17 protein-coding genes and 1 other annotated feature are annotated in these 17,273 nt (G+C 47.4%); of the genes, 3 read left to right on the forward strand and 14 right to left on the reverse strand.

Annotated features, from left to right (window positions below; all coding sequences use genetic code 11):
• Window positions 1-4: 4 nt before the first annotated feature.
• The 11 genes from CN378_RS07250 to CN378_RS07300 all read right to left on the reverse strand — a co-directional run bounded on the left by CN378_RS07250 (window position 5) and on the right by CN378_RS07300 (window position 9,846).
• The gene (locus CN378_RS07250) at window positions 5-1,522 is read right to left on the reverse strand and encodes an aldehyde dehydrogenase family protein (protein WP_098351225.1); all 1,518 of its coding nucleotides are present in this window, start codon (window positions 1,520-1,522) and stop codon (window positions 5-7) included.
• Window positions 1,523-1,546: 24 nt separating this feature from the next.
• On the reverse strand, window positions 1,547-2,320 hold the full coding sequence (locus CN378_RS07255) for an enoyl-CoA hydratase-related protein (protein WP_098351226.1): 774 nt from the start codon (window positions 2,318-2,320) through the stop codon (window positions 1,547-1,549).
• 12 nt (window positions 2,321-2,332) lie between these two features.
• Window positions 2,333-3,112: an enoyl-CoA hydratase/isomerase family protein gene (locus CN378_RS07260; protein WP_098351227.1), complete on the reverse strand. Its 780-nt coding sequence runs from the start codon at window positions 3,110-3,112 to the stop codon at window positions 2,333-2,335.
• Window positions 3,105-3,413 carry an EthD family reductase gene (locus CN378_RS07265; protein ID WP_098351228.1) on the reverse strand — a complete coding sequence of 103 codons (309 nt, stop codon included), beginning with the start codon at window positions 3,411-3,413 and terminating at the stop codon, window positions 3,105-3,107. The genes CN378_RS07260 and CN378_RS07265 overlap by 8 nt, the downstream gene beginning before the upstream one ends.
• Window positions 3,414-3,456: 43 nt before the next feature.
• Window positions 3,457-3,936, reverse strand: coding sequence for a 1,2-phenylacetyl-CoA epoxidase subunit PaaD (paaD, locus tag CN378_RS07270; RefSeq protein WP_098351229.1), 480 nt, complete (start codon window positions 3,934-3,936; stop codon window positions 3,457-3,459).
• 13 nt (window positions 3,937-3,949) lie between these two features.
• A complete protein-coding gene (gene paaC, locus CN378_RS07275) occupies window positions 3,950-4,768 on the reverse strand; it encodes a 1,2-phenylacetyl-CoA epoxidase subunit PaaC (protein WP_098351230.1) in 819 nt (272 codons plus the stop codon).
• Window positions 4,765-5,121, reverse strand: coding sequence for a 1,2-phenylacetyl-CoA epoxidase subunit PaaB (paaB, locus tag CN378_RS07280; RefSeq protein ID WP_098351231.1), 357 nt, complete (start codon window positions 5,119-5,121; stop codon window positions 4,765-4,767). The genes paaC and paaB overlap by 4 nt, the downstream gene beginning before the upstream one ends.
• A gap of 17 nt (window positions 5,122-5,138) precedes the next feature.
• Window positions 5,139-6,107, reverse strand: coding sequence for a 1,2-phenylacetyl-CoA epoxidase subunit PaaA (paaA, locus tag CN378_RS07285; protein ID WP_098351232.1), 969 nt, complete (start codon window positions 6,105-6,107; stop codon window positions 5,139-5,141).
• A 73-nt stretch (window positions 6,108-6,180) separates the two neighbouring features.
• On the reverse strand, window positions 6,181-7,506 hold the full coding sequence (locus CN378_RS07290) for a phenylacetate--CoA ligase family protein (protein ID WP_098351233.1): 1,326 nt from the start codon (window positions 7,504-7,506) through the stop codon (window positions 6,181-6,183).
• Between the two features lie 273 nt (window positions 7,507-7,779).
• A complete protein-coding gene (locus CN378_RS07295) occupies window positions 7,780-9,378 on the reverse strand; it encodes an MDR family MFS transporter (RefSeq protein ID WP_098351234.1) in 1,599 nt (532 codons plus the stop codon).
• 12 nt (window positions 9,379-9,390) lie between these two features.
• Complete coding sequence (locus CN378_RS07300) at window positions 9,391-9,846, reverse strand: MarR family winged helix-turn-helix transcriptional regulator (protein WP_098351235.1); 456 nt, start codon at window positions 9,844-9,846, stop codon at window positions 9,391-9,393.
• 253 nt (window positions 9,847-10,099) lie between these two features.
• On the opposite strand from CN378_RS07300, the gene CN378_RS07305 reads away from it, so the two are divergent.
• Window positions 10,100-10,945 (forward strand): YitT family protein, encoded by an 846-nt coding sequence (locus tag CN378_RS07305; protein WP_098351236.1) that lies wholly within the window; start codon window positions 10,100-10,102, stop codon window positions 10,943-10,945.
• A 102-nt stretch (window positions 10,946-11,047) separates the two neighbouring features.
• On the forward strand, window positions 11,048-11,731 hold the full coding sequence (locus CN378_RS07310; RefSeq protein ID WP_179884836.1) for a GntR family transcriptional regulator: 684 nt from the start codon (window positions 11,048-11,050) through the stop codon (window positions 11,729-11,731).
• Between the two features lie 51 nt (window positions 11,732-11,782).
• Here the strand turns inward: CN378_RS07310 and CN378_RS07315 are convergent, their stop codons facing one another.
• Both CN378_RS07315 and CN378_RS07320 read right to left on the reverse strand, forming a co-directional pair.
• Entirely contained in the window at window positions 11,783-13,339 is a 1,557-nt protein-coding gene (locus tag CN378_RS07315; RefSeq protein ID WP_098351238.1) for an ABC-F family ATP-binding cassette domain-containing protein, read from the reverse strand.
• Window positions 13,340-13,440: 101 nt separating this feature from the next.
• Entirely contained in the window at window positions 13,441-14,556 is a 1,116-nt protein-coding gene (locus CN378_RS07320; RefSeq protein ID WP_098351239.1) for an NAD(P)/FAD-dependent oxidoreductase, read from the reverse strand.
• 333 nt (window positions 14,557-14,889) lie between these two features.
• Window positions 14,890-15,101 (forward strand) — a binding site (T-box leader).
• A gap of 69 nt (window positions 15,102-15,170) precedes the next feature.
• Here CN378_RS07320 and CN378_RS07325 point away from each other — a divergent pair.
• Window positions 15,171-16,514, forward strand: a complete 1,344-nt coding sequence (locus CN378_RS07325; RefSeq protein WP_098351240.1) for a sodium-dependent transporter — start codon at window positions 15,171-15,173, stop codon at window positions 16,512-16,514.
• Window positions 16,515-16,559: 45 nt separating this feature from the next.
• On the opposite strand, the gene CN378_RS07330 is transcribed toward CN378_RS07325, so the two are convergent.
• Window positions 16,560-17,081, reverse strand: a complete 522-nt coding sequence (locus CN378_RS07330; RefSeq protein WP_098351241.1) for a superoxide dismutase family protein — start codon at window positions 17,079-17,081, stop codon at window positions 16,560-16,562.
• Between the last annotated feature and the right edge of the window lie 192 nt (window positions 17,082-17,273).

Genomic DNA, 17,273 nt, shown 5'->3' on the forward strand with positions numbered 1-17,273 from the left:
TTTCTTATACGCCAAATGGATTTAACGGACGGTTTCCGAAGTACGAAATGATACTCTTCGTTTCTGTGTACAGATCAAGCGTCTCCACGCAGAGCTCACGTCCGAAACCGGATTGCTTGTAGCCTCCGAACGGAGTACCCGGGAATGCAGAGAACGGACAGTTCACCATGACGATTCCTGCCTGAATCGCTTTCGATACTCTTGTTGCACGGCCATGGTTTTGCGTCCACACGGCTGAACCCAGTCCATATTCAGTGTCGTTTGCCAGTTTGATCGCTTCTTTTTCATCCTTGAACTTCATCACGACCACGACCGGTCCGAAGATCTCTTCCTTCACAACCTTCATATCATGATTCACATCTGTGATGATGGTTGGCTCATACCAGTAGCCATTTTCGAACCCTTCCACTTTGGCAGTACTTCCTCCTGCTAAGATCGTTGCCCCTTCTTCTTTGGCGGACTGAACATATCCATCGATCGTATCCAGCTGACCCTGGTTAATGATGGCCCCGATGTGAGTGCCTTTATCATGTGGGTCGGCAAGCTTCAGCTTCTTCGTTTTCTCAACGAATTTCTCCATGAACTCATCATAGATGTCTTCATGTACATATAACCTTGAACGCGCTTCACAGGATTGGCCTGTATTATAGAAGATTCCGAACAGGGAACCGTCAACGGCCGCATCCACATCGGCGTCTTCAAACACGATATTAGGGGATTTTCCGCCTAATTCGAGCGTGACCCTTTTTAAGGTTTGGGATGCTTTTTCCATAATGTTTTTACCGATCGGAGTGGAGCCAGTGAAGGCCACTTTATCCACCTTTTCGTGTTCCACTAAGTAATTACCTACTGAAGAACCCGCACCCGGGATGATGTTGACTACCCCCTCAGGGACTCCCGCTTCAATACAGATTTCACCTAGTACAATGGCCGTCAGAGGTGTAAGGGTCGCTGGTTTCACGACAACCGAGCAGCCTGCGGCAATGGCAGGGGCGATCTTCCACGCTGCCATCATCAACGGATAATTCCAAGGGATGATCTGGGCACAGACACCCACGGGCTCTTTTTCTGCGACGTTCGTAAATTGTCCCGGTACGTTATTGACCGTTCCACGGTGACCCACGATGGCACCTGCATAAAATTCAAAATCTTCGATTGCCTGCATGACTTGACCTTGTGCCGCGGATAGCGATTTCCCACTGTCCATGATTTCAAGGGAAACAAGCTCATTGAAACGGGATCTCATAATGCCGGCAATTTTATTAAGGATCCGTGAACGCTTATTGATCGGGAACTTCTTCCACTTACCGTAATCAAATGCGTTTCTGGCTGCTTCAACGGCTTTTTCAGCATCTTCCACTGATGCAAGTGAAACGGTGGCAATAGCTTCACCCGTTGCCGGATTGTACGTCGTGAACGTTTCTCCCGACGTGCTTTCCATACGCTGACCGTTGATCACCAATGAATAATGCTCTCTTTTCATTTCAAGGACTTCAAAGCTCTGCTCTTTTACTGTAGACATAATTCCATCTCCTTTTAGGTTGGTTTATTTTCCGTGAAAGGCTGGTTTTCTTTTCTCCATAAAGGCTGTCACACCTTCGCGATGATCCACAGTCATACCTGCGATCCGCTGGGCACAGGCTTCTTTTTCTAAGTATTCGTTGAAGGATAGATCCGCGCTGCCTTTTAATAAGCGCTTCATCAAACCGATTGCCTTCGTTGGCATGGAGGCGATCCTTTCGGCGAAAGCTGACGTCTCTTCCTGCCACTCATCAACTGAGATGAGTTTCGTGACAAGGCCCAGTCTTTCTGCCTCATCCGCTTTTATCTTTTCTCCAAACACGGCAAGTTCCAATGCCTTTGCGTATCCAACAATTTGAGATAAGTAATACAGATTCCCTGAATCCGGGACCAATCCCACATGGACAAATGCTTGCACAAAGCTTGCTTTCTCTGACACAAGCCTGAAATCACATGCAAGGGCCAGGCTGAACCCCGCTCCTGCCGCCACTCCGTTGACGGCGGCGATGACCGGCTTTTCACACTGCTCGATTTCCTTCACCATCGGCCCATAGTTGTTCCGCAGTACTTCACCGTGATCCATGCTTTCATCCACTTCACTCAGATCCTGTCCCGAGCAGAAAGCCCTGCCTTCCCCCGTGATGACGATGGCCCGAACGTCTTCATTTCGCGAAGAATCTTTTACCGCCTTTTGAATTTCCAGATTCAGTTGACGGATGAATGCGTTCAGCTTATCGGGACGATTCAGGGTGATCCAGGCTACGTTATTTTTCACTTCATACTTAATGGTTTCGAACATGCTGCAGCCTCCTTATTTTCCTTTGAAATCAGGTTTGCGTTTTTCCACGAAAGCCTTCATGCCTTCTTTCTGATCTTCAGAGGCAAAAAGAAGATAAAAATTCTTACGCTCATATTGCATTCCTTCATAGATTGAAGAATCCACTGCTTTATGAACGGACTCCTTGATCAGGCGAAGGGAAAGCGGTGGCTTTGCAGCTAATTTCCTCGCAAATTTCTCGGTTTCTTCTATTAATAACTCTTTCGGAATCGTCCGGTTGATGACTCCCCATTCGAGGGCATGGGTCGCAGTGAACATATCTCCCGATAACAGCCATTCCATGGCACGGGATTTCCCGATCAGCTTCGTGAGCCTTTGAGTCCCGCCAGCTCCCGGCATGACCCCAAGATTCACTTCCGGAAAACCGAAGCTCGCATCCTCCGTCGCGAATAGAAGATCGCAGCACAGGGCAAGCTCGAACCCCCCACCCAGGGCAAACCCCTGGACCGCGCCGATGATCGGTTTCTTGATCCAGGCAAGGCGGTCCCATTCGGTGAATTGATTCAGTAGTTCCAAGTCGATGGCGCCGTCCTCTGCCATTTCATCGATGTCGGCTCCAGCAGCAAACGCTCTTCCTTTTCCAGTCAGGACGATGACTCTTACGCTGTCATTTCGATCAAACGCCTCGAAAGCATGGACCAGCTCCGATACCATGGGACGATTGATGGCGTTCAGGACTTTCGGTCGGTTCAATTCAATGAAACCGAGTCCGTCCTTCTCCCTAACCTCTATATATTCGTATCCTTTACTCATTCACTTCTTCGCCGATCATAAGGGTGACAAGATCTGCGGCAAAGCCCATAAGGTCCTTCCCGGAAGCTTTTCCTTCGTCGGATTTCATGGCTGCCTTCAGTGCTTCATGGCTCTCGTAATACATTTCACACATTAAGTAATATTTGCCTTCCCCGCCCATCGGTGAACCGACGATCCGTGTGACGTCCATCTTTTTCAGACCTGGGATCTTAGATGTGATCGGACCGTGGGTATTGAAGTAATGCTCATCAAATTTCTCTTTGTTTTCAGGATGTTTATATAATGCGATCAGTTTTACCATAGTGGAATCTCTCCTTTGATTTTCAGTAGTTTACTAGATTTTTTCACATCATCGTGGATATAGGCTTCATGGCTTCGAACGGATTGCGGCACTGTTTGCAGTAGAGGATGCTTCTGCAGGCGGTCGGCCCGAACAGGTTCTCCATGGAGGTATAGGGGGAATCACAGTACGGGCACTGAATCTCCCAATTTTCTTCCCCAGTGAAGTGTTCAGGCGGCGGAGCGATGCCGAACTCCTTCAGCCTCTCCCGTCCATTTTGGGTCAATCGATCCGATGTCCATGGCGGAGAGTAGACGAAATCCACCTGTACGGATGAAATTCCAAGCTGCTCCCTGCATGCTTTTTCCACATTTCCTTTAATGATGTCCAGTGCAGGACAGCCGACAAAAGTGGGAAGAAGCTCGATTATGAGTGTTTCTTCCTGATGGCCGACCCGATTGACCATACCAAGGTCCACAATGCTGATGGAATCAATTTCAGGATCTTTCACGGTTTGAAGAACTTCTAAAACGGTTGCAGTCATATTCCCTCATCCTTTACCAGCTTGCTGCGGGATTTGTGTTATATACTTCGCTAAGTGTGGAAAGTGCCGTATCGAGTTCAGGAGTGTGTTCACCTAACCGTCCATTCCCCTTCTTCATGCTTACTTTAGGCGGAAAGGCAAGCTGAGTGGTTTGGAAGACCGGTTGAAGAGCAAGCTCCCACCGTTTCGTTAAGCTTTCCTCCCCTTCGATCAGAGCCATAAGAGACATTTCCTTCCCCATCGGCCCCAGTGTCAGGACTCCGCCGAATTCATCCAGCACCCGGTCAATTGCCTGGTTCATTCGCTGCCTTGCTTCCCCACCTGAATTCATCAACTGGATGAACCACGTTTTCCAATGGAGCAGGTGATAGTATAATTCTGTGTTGATCTTGACGGCCATATCGGCAAGGGGTCCATAGGAAGAATTCTTTAATGCATCGATCCTCACCTTTTTCGCCACGCTGTAAAAATAATGTCTCACGACAGCAAAGGCCCAATCGTAGCGGGGTTCCTCCATATAGTTTCCAGGTCCATTCACTTCTTCCAGTATGATGGCATTTCGTCTTTCTGACGCTGTCCGCCCGTGTGCAAGGTGGTCTTGATCGCCTTCACCCAATTCTTCAAGAAGCTGATAAAACATCGTGGCGTGCCCCATTGTGTCCTGGTTGATGGACGAAAATGCGACGTCTTCTTCAATATGCGGAGCGAGCCCCAGCCATTCAGAACCCCGGTAAGCAAGGATAAAATCGTCATCGGCCAGTTGATAAAGGAGGCTCAAAAGGGCTTCCTTATAATCTGCATTCGGAATGTCCTGTGGACTTTTCACATTCATTTCTTCTTCACCAACTCTCCCCATGACATGATTTCTTTCTCATCCAGCATTTCCTGTTCGTACTGTCTCCACTTCTTTTTCAAATAGCCGTAGCCTTTGGCATTCCGGTAATCTTTATTATCAAGGCGCGAGACACTTTCCCGTTCTTCGGGTGTCATCATCCGGACATCCGACCGCTTCACGACCCATATATCCGAAACAGGCTCCCGTCTCATGAAATTCTCCTGAGCCATCACCATGGCCAGTTCATGGTTGGGGGCGAGCAGGCTGAACTGATGCTGCATCTGCGCCCCATCCGATCGTTTGCTGAACACTTCAAATTCCTGATAAAAGTTCTGACTCTTATCTGACATACCTTCTCAATCCCTTCCTAGCTTACTTGGTCACCAGGGCTTAACGCTTCCCGGACCCATGCATTGTTATCATAGGATAACTCCCTCAAACGGAGGCGGTCCTTCGATTTCGGCCCGTTATTGCGGATGATTTCCTTGAAGCGGCTCCAGTCGGGCTGCTTGTAGATCCATATATCCTTTTCTTCATCGAAGTACATCGTTTCATCCGGAAGGGTGAGCCCCAGCGAGAGCATTCTCGGAACATATTTCGTGAAGAAGTCCTGACGGAGCTGTTCATTCGTTTTCGTCCTTATGTTGTATTTGATGGTGATATCCTGCTTTGAAGAACCAGTCGTCTTCGCATCACCCGGTCCAAAGAACATAAGGAGCGACTCCCACCAGCGATCCACGGCGTCCTGAACCAATGCCTTCTGGTCCGGGGTTCCTTCTGCGAGAGCCATGATGATCGCCTCCCCATGCTGAGCGTGGAATACCTCTTCCGCGCAAATCCTTTTCAGGGCCCGGGCATATGGCCCATAGGAAGCATGAAGCATATTCGTTTGCGTGATGATCGCGGCGCCATCCACGAGCCAGCCGATCAATCCTGCATCTCCCCAGGTCGGCGCTTCCATGTGAAAGACGTTATGAAACTTTAAATCTCCCGAAAACAAATCTCTCATGATATGCTCTCTCGTTTTCCCATAAGGCTTCATCAGATCTTCCGCTACACGAAGCAGCAGCTGTCCGTGGCCCATCTCGTCCTGTACCTTTGCCATGATCCCCAGTTTCCTCCTGAGTGTCGGTGCTTTCGGGACCCATTCCTTTTCGGGGAGTGCCCCCATGATTTCACTGATCCCGTGCATGGAAATCAATTTAATCAGTGCATTCCGGTACTCATCCGGCATCCAATCATCGGCTTCGATTTTTTCGTCATTCTCGATCTTTTTCATGAAATGAGCCATACGCTCATCTTCCGTCAATGGTTGATTTGTCAATACGTCACTCATTGCAGGTCCTCCTTTATCACGTCATTACCACGTTGCGGTAAATTCGTGTGATAACTATTTTTCTCAAAAAAATTTATTGAAGCATGGCTTCTCCTCTGAGATCGACAATCCGGATCGCTTTTCCCTCTGAGCGGGGAATTTCCCTCGGTCCCCTGATCTTCACATCCATGGAAACGTAGCAACGATCTTTCATCAGGCTCTTCACTTTTCCAGCCAATTCATTCAGGCGGTCATGCTGTAAGTCTTCTGATACTCCATGAAAGCATTCATCCGTGACCTCCACCTGGAGTTCCACTAGATCGAGTGCCCCCTTTTTCTTAAGATGAACCTGATAATGGGGCGCCAATTCACTTACCTGAAGCAAAAAGTGCTCCATTTCGGAAGGAAACACGTTCACACCCCTGATGATGAGCATGTCATCGACTCTCCCTTTCACCCGTGACATCTTCACCGTCGTCCGTCCACATGAACAGGTCCCATGCTGGATCGAAGCGATATCCCCGGTTCTGTAGCGGATGATCGGGAAGGCTTCCTTCGTTAAGCTCGTAAACACAAGCTCACCGACTTCCCCTTCCGGCAGAGGCTCGAGCGTATCGGGGTTTATGACTTCAACAAGGAAATGATCCTCTGCAATGTGAAGACCGTCCCGGGCCTCATGACATTCCATCGCAACCCCGGGTCCAATGACCTCACTTAAACCATAAATGTCGCAAGCTTTAATATTCATCTTACGTTCCAACGTCTTTCTCATCGTATCCGACCAGGGCTCTGCCCCGAATATCCCGTATTGCAAGGAAAGGGAAGCGGGATCCTTCCCTTGGGCCTCCATGGATTCAGCTAAATTAAGGACATAAGACGGAGTACCACAGATGATGGTCGGCTTGAAATCTTCCAATAATGTGATCTGTCTCGACATGTTCCCGCCTGACACCGGTACCGTAATCATCCCGAGCTTTTCACTTCCATAATGAAGACCCAGTCCGCCGGTAAATAATCCATATCCGTAAGCATTATGCAGGACATCCCCCTGTTTCCCGCCTGCCATGGCGATTGCACGGGCGACGATCCCTCCCCACATATCGATATCATTCTGGGTGTAGCCTACGACCGTGGGCTTCCCGCTCGTACCGCTTGATGCGTGGACCCTGACCATTTCCTCACGCTTTACCGCAAACAAGCCGAACGGATAATGATCACGAAGATCCTTCTTGATTGTAAGCGGTAACATTTTCAGGTCCGACAAAGACTTTATATCCTCAGGTCTGATGCCCCTTCTCTCAAACTGTTCCCGGTAAAAGGGAACTTTCTCATACACTACGGAAGCAACCTGCTGAAGTCTCTCTAGTTGAAGGCGTTCCATTTGCGCTCGACCGGCAGTTTCAATCTCATGCAAAATCAATGTATCGGCCTCCCTGTCATCATATAAAAATATATTTATATAACGTTATTAATTCGTTTATGTAATTATGTGTTATATTTATCTACTCAAAAGATAACGTGTCTGTTGAAAATTGTCAATATATTTTCAGAAAATTTAATAATTAGTTAATAAGGGTAAATGGGTTTCGCTGATATACCTAATGGAGCCTCCTTCATGCTACTCAGTAAGAATAGTAAGAACTCATAGCAAAAAGCCTGCTTTGAAATCATTCAAAGCAGGCTTGGTTTGCGATTATTCAGTAGCCGGCTTAAGGATTGTCTCTTCCTTCTCCGCTTCTTCCTGTAACTCTTTATCACGTTTGATCTTCCCGTTTCCAACCGACAGGGCCACTCCCACGCCGATGGCAATGAAGATCAATCCTGTTAAGAACACCGTAGTGAACGCATCGGACCACGCGGTTTCAATCGAAGAAATCACGATGCTGCCGATTTCTTTCGGCACTTCCAGTAAGCCCGGCGTCACCAGCAGTCCGAACAGGGCATCCGTTTTTTCGCTTAGTCCGCTAAGGATCTGACCGGCTGCAGGATTTTGCTGCTGTGCCGCAACATCTTTCATATTCTCTTGAAGAGATTGATTCATGACTGCGTTTAATACGGTGATCCCGATCGTACCCCCGATGGAACGGAAGAAGGTTGCTGAGGACGTGACAGCCCCGAGCCGGGATTTAGGGAACTCGTTTTGTACCGCAATCATGAGTGTCGGCATGACTAATCCCATTCCGAACCCCATGACGATCATATACATATACGCCGTATATTCCTTCGATTCAGGACCCATCGTACTCATCAGGAAGAATCCGACCACGGTGATCAGCATCCCTGCCGTCAGCACCGTACGATATCTGAGTCTTAATAATAATCTACCCCCGATGATACTGGCCACTATCAGTGAAATCATCATTGGTGTCATGGTAGATCCCGCTTGAGTCGGTGTCACGCCGAGGATTCCCTGCATGAACATCGGCACGAACATGATCGCACCGAACATTCCTAAACCGAGAAGGAATCCCAACGCATTCGTTGTGGCGAACACCCGATTCTTGAACAGGCTTAAATCAAGGATCGGTTCCTTCGCTTTGTTTTCAATGAACCCAAAGACCAGAAGTAATGCAACGGACCCGCCAAAGAGCATGAAGCTCGTTCCTGAAACCCACTCGAATTTATCCCCTCCGAAATTCAGTCCTAGCAATAAGAGGACCAGTGCCGGAATCAACGTGACGATCCCGAGGTAATCAATACTGATTTTATCCGTCGGACGACCGACATTTTCATACTTCAGACCGATGAATAATAAAAGGGCGGATAATAAACCAAAGGGTACGTTAATCAAAAAGATCCAGTGCCAGCTGATTGTGTCGACGATGAAGCCTCCTATGAACGGCCCGATCACGGAGCTCAGTCCGAATAAAGCCCCGAACACACCCTGCCATTTCGCCCGCTGCTCAGCCGTGAAGATATCCCCGATGATGGTTTGGGACAATGGCATGATCATCCCGCCCCCGATTCCCTGAAGTCCGCGATACAGGACGAGCTGCTCCATGGAAGTGGCCGTGGCACAAAGCCCCGATCCGATAATAAAGATGATGACGCCGATTAAATATAATAATCGCCTGCCATATAAATCCGATAGTTTCCCCACGATCGGTGTAACCGTAGTGGAAGTGATTAAATAAGCGGTGGTGACCCACGCAAAGATGGAAAATCCGTTCAGTTCTGCGATGATCGTCGGCATCGCCGTCCCTACCACCGTTTGTTCAAGGGCACTAAAGAACATCCCGATGATCAAACCGGTCAGGACTAAACGTCTATTGATTCCTGGTTGTACTGACATATGTTTCTCTCCTTATTCTTCTGTATAGTTCTCGATTGCTGCTGCCAGCTTTTCGTAAATCGCGACAAGCTGTTCGACATCGTCGTGATCAAGATAAGCGAGGTAACGGGAGAATATTTCTCTTCTCTTCGTTTTCGCCTTATCGAATGCCTCGCGTCCTACAGTTGTAAGCTCGAGCTTTACAATCCGGCGGTCGTTTTCGTCCCTAAGTCTTGAGACAAAATGATTCTTCAGGAGCCGATCAATCATGACGGTGATTGCACTCGGCTTCACCTCTAATTTCTCCGCCAGTTCCGTCGATTTCATCTCCCCTGCTGTCGACAAGAGATACAGGATGAAAAACTGAGGACCTGTTAGGTTCATCTCTTTCAATGCAACCGACATTTCCTGCTGAATGTGACGGTTTGAAATGTGAAAGGCGGTAAATAATCGATCGATATATGAATGTTGGATTGGTCCAGGGTTCAATTTTACCCTCCATTTCTTTTCATTCGTTTAATAAATTTAATATTTAACCTGTTTAAATATTAATCACCTGATGTAAAAAAGTCAATCACTTTTTCTCCCTGAATTTCGCGTGAAAAAATGTCAGAAAACATCCATTATAAAAACTTTTATACGTAAATGCTTTCATAAGAATTTATCATTTACATGGGATTCCTCACTCTTTATAATCGGGTTGATTGTTTTTCAAACTACCGATGAAAAAGGAGCGTGCTCCATGATGAAACAAGTTCAATCTCTATTAAATATAGCGCTTGGTGCTTTTTTGATCGCACTGAATATACATTTTTTCCTCTCTCCCAATAAAGTGGGCACGGGTGGTACGAGCGGGGCAGGCATCGTGCTGTCAAAATTTATGGACCTTCCTGTCGGGGTCATCATGTTTTCACTGGATATGTTGTTATTTCTTCTCGGATTGCTTTTGATCGGTCCAAGTTTCGGATTTAAGTCTGTATTCGCAAGCCTTTTACTCAGCGGAATGGTCTGGGGGCTCGAGGTATTTCACCCCCTCACTAACCCGATCGGGCATGATGTTCTCATTCAAATTGTCATCGGGACGCTTATCGGGGCCATCGGGGTCGCCATGATCTTTAATCAGGAAGCTTCCGCTGGAGGGACGGGGGTCCTTGCGAAAATCATTCATACATTCACGGGTCTTGAACTGGGACGTGCCGTTCTGGCGTCGGATATTCTCATTGTCCTGGCATCTGCGTGGTTGTTCGGACTTCAGGTGGGATTGTATGCATTCTTCGGACTGCTGCTGAAGGGTATGATGATCGACCGCACTCTTCAATTCTTTAATGAAAACAAAGAAGTCGTGATCATCAGCGAGCACAGTGAAGAAATAAAGGAGTTTATCGTGGATGACTTGGAAAAAGGAGCCACCCTGCATTCAGCAAAGGGGGCCTTTTCCGATGATCAAAAAGAAGTCATCACGACCATCCTTGGCCGCAAAGACTTCGCAAAACTGAAGTCATATATTCAATCAACAGACGATAAAGCCTTCATCACCGTTCACAGCATGAACGAAATATGGGGACATAATTTTAAGTCTTTCGCTTAATGGGCTGATCCGGATCAGGTGCCTTACAGCTCCTGTTTTGGATCAGCCTCTTTTTCATATATGATAGAAGATAGGAAATTTTAGATTGAATGGATGATGATCGTGAAAAAGAGACAAACCGCAGAGTTAAGAGTATATGGACGCTTGAAGGATGCCTTGCTGGCACGAAAGATCGCCCCTGGTACACAGCTTATCGAGCAGATCATATCGGAGAGAATGGAAGTGTCCAGAACCCCGATCCGTCATGCGTTGAAGCGCCTGGAAGCAGAAGGGCTCGTTCAGATCATCCCGAATCGGGGTGCCTTTGTCGTTCATCCTACCAGAGAAGAAATCATCTCTTTCTTTGAATTAAGAAAAGAACTGGAATTCCTTACCGTGAAGTACGGCCTCCCAAAGGTGAAAAAATCAGATTTATCGAGGCTTCATGCCTTTCTTGAAGATGAACAGGAAACGTATAAGCAGAAGGATTTGTTGAAATATGTAGAGTTGAATAAACAGTTTCACTTGTTCTTGGCCGAGGTCAGCGGCAATAAATTCTTGATGCGCTATATGGACGAAATGCTGACTCAATCCAATGTCTACCTATTTTTATTCGATGTTTTCTATCATGTGGAGCCGGGTGAAAATGTCCGTTTCCGTGAACACGAAGACATGGTGAAGGCCATCGAAAACAAAGACCGGCAGACCCTGCTCGAACTGATCGACCTTCATATGAAGCACAGCTTTGATGATTTACGGATGGATGATAAGGGGTATTCGTCCCTCGAATCCGTTTTGTTAAAGTAACATTATCAGAAAAGCCGATCCCCAAATGATTCGGGGATCGGCTTTTTCACATCAGAATAATTTAGTCGTCCAGTTTTCACAGTTCCAGACTTCCGTCGCCACATCCTGATAGAATTCAGGTTCGTGGCTGATCAGGAGGACGGTGCCTTTGTACTCTTTAAGGGCACGCTTTAATTCTTCTTTGGCTTCTACGTCCAGGTGATTGGTCGGTTCGTCAAATACGAGGACATTCGATTCTTTGTTCATCAATTTACACAGGCGGACCTTGGCTTTTTCCCCACCGCTCAGCACTTCCACCTTGCTTTCGATATGTTTGGTCGTCAGTCCGCATTTGGCAAGGGCTGCACGCACTTCCGCCTGGTTCATGGAAGGAAACTCATTCCACACCTCTTCGATGCAAGTATTATTGTTCTTTGTTTTGATTTCCTGTTCAAAATAACCGATATGAAGATAATCACCCAGCTCCACTGAACCTGATATCGGTTTGATTTCTCCAAGGATGCTCCGTAATAAAGTCGTCTTCCCGATTCCATTGGCTCCCGATAGAGCAATCTTCTGACCGCGTTCCATTTTGAGGTTGAGTGGTTTTGATAATGGTTCATCATAACCGATCACAAGATCTTTCGTTTCAAAGATGACCCTTCCTGCGGTTCTTGCTTGTTTAAAATGGAACTCAGGCTTCGGCTTTTCTGCAGCCAGTTCGATCATGTCCATCTTATCAAGCTTCTTCTGACGGGACATGGCCATGTTCCGGGTCGACACACGTGCTTTATTACGGGCAACGAAATCCTTCAGTTCTGAAATTTCCTGCTGCTGTCTCTTGAAGGCCGACTCCAACTGCTGCTTCTTCATTTCATGGACCCGTTTGAATTCATGATAATCTCCGGCATAGCGATTCAGCTCTTGATTTTCCATATGATAGATCAAATTAATGACACTGTTTAAAAACGGGATATCATGTGAGATTAGGATGAATGCATTTTCATATTCCTGCAGATAGCGTCTCAACCAGTTGATATGCTGCTCATCAAGATAGTTGGTAGGCTCATCGAGTAATAGGATGTCCGGTTTTTCGAGTAATAGCTTGGCGAGCAGAACTTTCGTCCGCTGTCCCCCGCTTAGGTCGTGGACATCTTTATCCAATCCGATATCGTCCAACCCAAGGCCGCGGCCGATTTCTTCCACCTTGGCATCAATGATATAAAAATCATTATTCGTCAGGGCATCCTGAAGGGTCCCTGTTTCCTCAAGCAGTTCTTCAAGCTCTTCAGGGGATGCTTCCCCCATCTTGGCAAAAAGCTCATTCATTTCCGTTTCCATATCAAACAGGTATTGAAAGGCTGTCTTTAAGACGTCACGGATCGTCATTCCCTGCTTCAACTGGGCATGCTGATCAAGGTACCCGATACGGATCCGCTTTGCCCATTCCACTTTTCCTTCATCAGGCTCAAGCTTTCCTGTAATGATGTTCATAAAGGTAGACTTTCCTTCTCCGTTGGCACCGATCAAGCCGATATGCTCGCCCTTTAACAACCGGAAGGAAACGTAATTAAAAATCGCACGGTCACCGAAGCCGTGAGTTAAATTTTTGACTGTCAATAAACTCATATTGTAAACACCTTTTCTTCCTAAACTAAATTTCGCTCCCTCTATTATAAGGGTCATTCCCCTTAGAAGATAGGGGGAAATGAGCTGGTGCATTTTTCTTCTTATCCGATCGCCCCGGCTACATCATAGTCCGACGGATCGAGTTCCGTCGGTTCACCCATGACCAATTTTGCGAGCTCTGATCCCAGATATGGACCGACCGTCAAACCCGATGCCCCGAGACCATTGGCCACCCACACACCATCCAGACCCGGCATGGCACCGAAAACCGGCAGGAATCCCGGAGTGAACGGACGAAATCCGACTCTCGTCTCCACTACCGTCCCCTCTCCGACACCTGGGGCAACTTCCATTGCCTTGTGAAGGATTTCGTGGAGGCCACCCGCTGTGACGCGATGATCAAAGCCGGCATCATTTTCATGAGTCGCTCCTGCCACAATTCTCCCCTCGGGAAAGGCAAGAAGATATTGATCATTCGGAGGCATGACGACCGGCCATTGATCCGTCTCTCTCCCCTGTGCTTCCAAATGGAGGATTTGTGCTTTTTGAGAGGAGACGAGAAAGTCAATTCCAAGGGGATAAAAGAGTTCCTTCGCCCATGCACCGGCCGTCACGATCACGCCGTCCGCCCGAAGTACTTCGTCTCCAATTTTGACACCAATGACCTGATTGTCTTCGTTTAACAACCTGGCATCCCCTTGTCGTAGTGATGCTCCGTGCTTTACGGCCCCGTTCAAAAGGGCATTTTTCATCGCTCTTCCGTCCACCCTGGCTGCACCACTGACATAAACAGACTGATACTCTTCAGAAAGAAGTGGAAAACGCTGCCTTGTTTCTTCTGCCGACAGCATGGTGAGCTCACCGATTTCCGGTGCGTCCTCCCTTCGTTTCTCCGCTCGTTCCACCATCTTATGCAGTTTCTGTTCATCCGTATGGAGGCTGATCGCCCCTACACGTTTATAACCCGTTTCCGTTTCTCCATCTGCTTCCAGCTGTCGGATGATATCCGGATAATACTTCGCTCCGCCTTTTGCCAGACGATACCAGACTTTATTCCTGCGTTGTGACAGCCAAGGACAGACGATCCCTGCCGCCGCATCCGTTGCCTGTCCTGGGTCCCTGCGGTCTACAACGGTGATATCCGCTCCCGCTTTCGCAAGATGATACGCAGTTGAAGCCCCCAGAATGCCGGCACCAATGATAATATATGATTTCATGCAAAACACCTTTTCACCTATTTTTCTTTCATTTTACTTCAGTGGAAGGATGAACTCAATGGAATGAGGCTTCTGGGTGGCGTGTGTACCAGGGACAAATTGTGTGTTCGGTTCCTGGTACACTTCGGATGTTTGGTACCAGGTACAAATGTACTTTTGGTGCCTGGTACACTTTTGGGATTTGGCGCCTGGCACTATCACTACTTTTCGTGCCCGGCACCATCCCGTACCATACCAAAAACCACCATCGATCCCAGAACATGTCCACTCCTTTTCCCGAAATAGATTGACAAGTTGTTTTGATTCATGATAAAAATTGTATAACCTAATATTGAATAAGCTTAGAAGGAAACAAGTAGCGAGCATTTCCCTGTTAAAGAGAGCCGGTGGTCGGTGTGAACCGGTACAAAGATGATGAGCGAATTTCGATTCCGGAGCTTCTTTTGACGAGATCAAAAGACGGTCAAGGCCGTTATGTGTGAAGAGTGATGAGAAAATATTTCTCATAACTAGGGTGGTACCGCGATATCCAAATCGTCCCTACGATATGTAGGGGCGATTTTTTTATTTGTCTCACCCACCACACATGAATAAAATCAGAAAGGAGAATGAGAATGAGTCAGCGTGAACAATGGTCATCGAAAATCGGCTTTATCTTAGCTGCAGCGGGATCTGCCATCGGGTTGGGGGCCATATGGAAATTCCCTTATATTGCCGGTGAAAATGGAGGCGGAGCATTCTTCCTGATCTTTATCCTATTTACTTTACTACTCGGCCTTCCATTGCTTTTGGCAGAATTCTCAATCGGACGAACCGCAGGAAGCAATGCGGTAGATTCGTACCGGAAGATCGCTCCCGGGACAAAATGGCACTGGGTCGGGATTCTTGGTATGGTCACATCCTTTATCCTGCTTTCCTTCTACAGTGTGATCGGAGGATGGATCGTCGTTTATTTATTTAAAGCCTTAACAGGTCAATTAAACGGCCTTTCATCCGATCAGTATGCCGAAGTGTTCGGGGCGACGATTTCGAACCCCATGATAAGCGTTTTCGTTCAACTCCTCTTCATCTTGATGACCATCATTGTGGTGGCCAAGGGGATTGAGAAGGGAATTGAACTGGCGAGTAAAATTATGATGCCGGCATTATTTATTCTTTTCATTTTGTTAGTCGTCCGCGCTGTCACCCTGGACGGGGCAGCTGAAGGAGTGACCTTCTTACTTCAGCCCGATTTCTCTAAAGTAACATCACAGACGATTTTAGAAGCGATGGGACAATCGTTCTTTACGTTAAGTGTCGGGGTATCGGTCATGGTGACGTACAGCTCCTACCTTCCGAAAACACAGAGTCTCCCCCGCTCGGCGATCTCGATTGTGGCGATGAATATTTTCATCGTATTATTGGCCGGACTTGCCATTTTCCCGGCAGTCTTTGCCTTTGATTTGGAGCCGGGTGCGGGTCCTGTACTGCTGTTCAATGTATTACCTACCGTATTCAGTCAGCTTCCTTTCGGGATGCTCTTCTTCATCGCATTCCTGGTGCTGTTCTTGTTCGCAGCCTTGACGTCCGCCTTCTCGATGCTTGAAATCATCGTTTCGGTCATTTCGAAAGGAGAGCCTGCAAAACGAACGAAATGGTCGTGGATCATCGGTCTTGCCATCTTCGTTTGCGGCATTCCATCAGCGTTATCGTTCGGGATTCTTGGAGATGTCACGCTGTTTGGCAAAACCATTTTCGACCTGGCTGATTTTGCTGTAAGCAATGTACTGCTTCCAATCGGATCACTGCTTATCGCCCTATTCGTTCCGATCAAAATGAAGAAAACAGCGCTATATGAAGAGTTGAAACAAGGAAGTGGATTGAAGCGGGGATTATTTGAAACCTGGTTCTTCCTGATCCGCTTTGTGGCACCAGTGTTGATACTTTTCGTGATGCTTGATGTGCTGGGTGTATTTTAAACCCACACAAAAGGGTTGACCCGCAGATTGGGTCAACCCTTTTCTTTATGATATCCCGTACCCCATGATCACTCCGCAGGCCAATCTCTTTCCGGCATCCCCTGAAGGCTGGGACCTGTAGTCATCCGGACTCTGATGGATGATGACACCCTTCCCGATCACATCTTTCACTTTGAATTTATTCGTAAAAAAGGACATTTTAGCATAGCCGTCATTCGAAAAGAGGACAGGAAAATCCCCCGCATGATTACCGTGTGGCTGATTGGTCGGATTCCAATGTCCCCCTGCAGAAGAGAATGGTTCCTTTGGGTCACCGATTTCACAGACACCCTTTTCATGGAGGTGAAACCCATGGGGGCCGATCGGTTTTTGGTCGCCTTTTCCTTCCTTATAGGGTGGTAAACCTGTCACTTCGGCAAATACCTCCACACCATTTGGCACTTCCCGGAAAAAGACATATCCCTGCAGCCCTGGGGCTAGTGGCCCCCCCTGTATTTGAGCGTAGGCCATATTAGGCGCATTTCGATAATAGGAATAAGCAGGATAGCCATATTGATAATAATTCATCCGTAATCCCCCTTCCTTCAACACATTTTATGTTGAAAGCCGGGGTGACATGCTGAAAAACGTGAGGATCGCTTTTAACCAGAACTTGTTTGACCCCGGAGATCCTTTTCCTATAAGAGGTAAGACCACTAATCAAACGTTTGTTTAACTTCACAAACCCCTTTCCTATCAGGGGTTTATCCAACTAATCAA

It is taken from the genome of Bacillus sp. AFS015802 (genome assembly GCF_002561455.1).
GTDB lineage: Bacteria > Bacillota > Bacilli > Bacillales > Bacillaceae_B > Rossellomorea.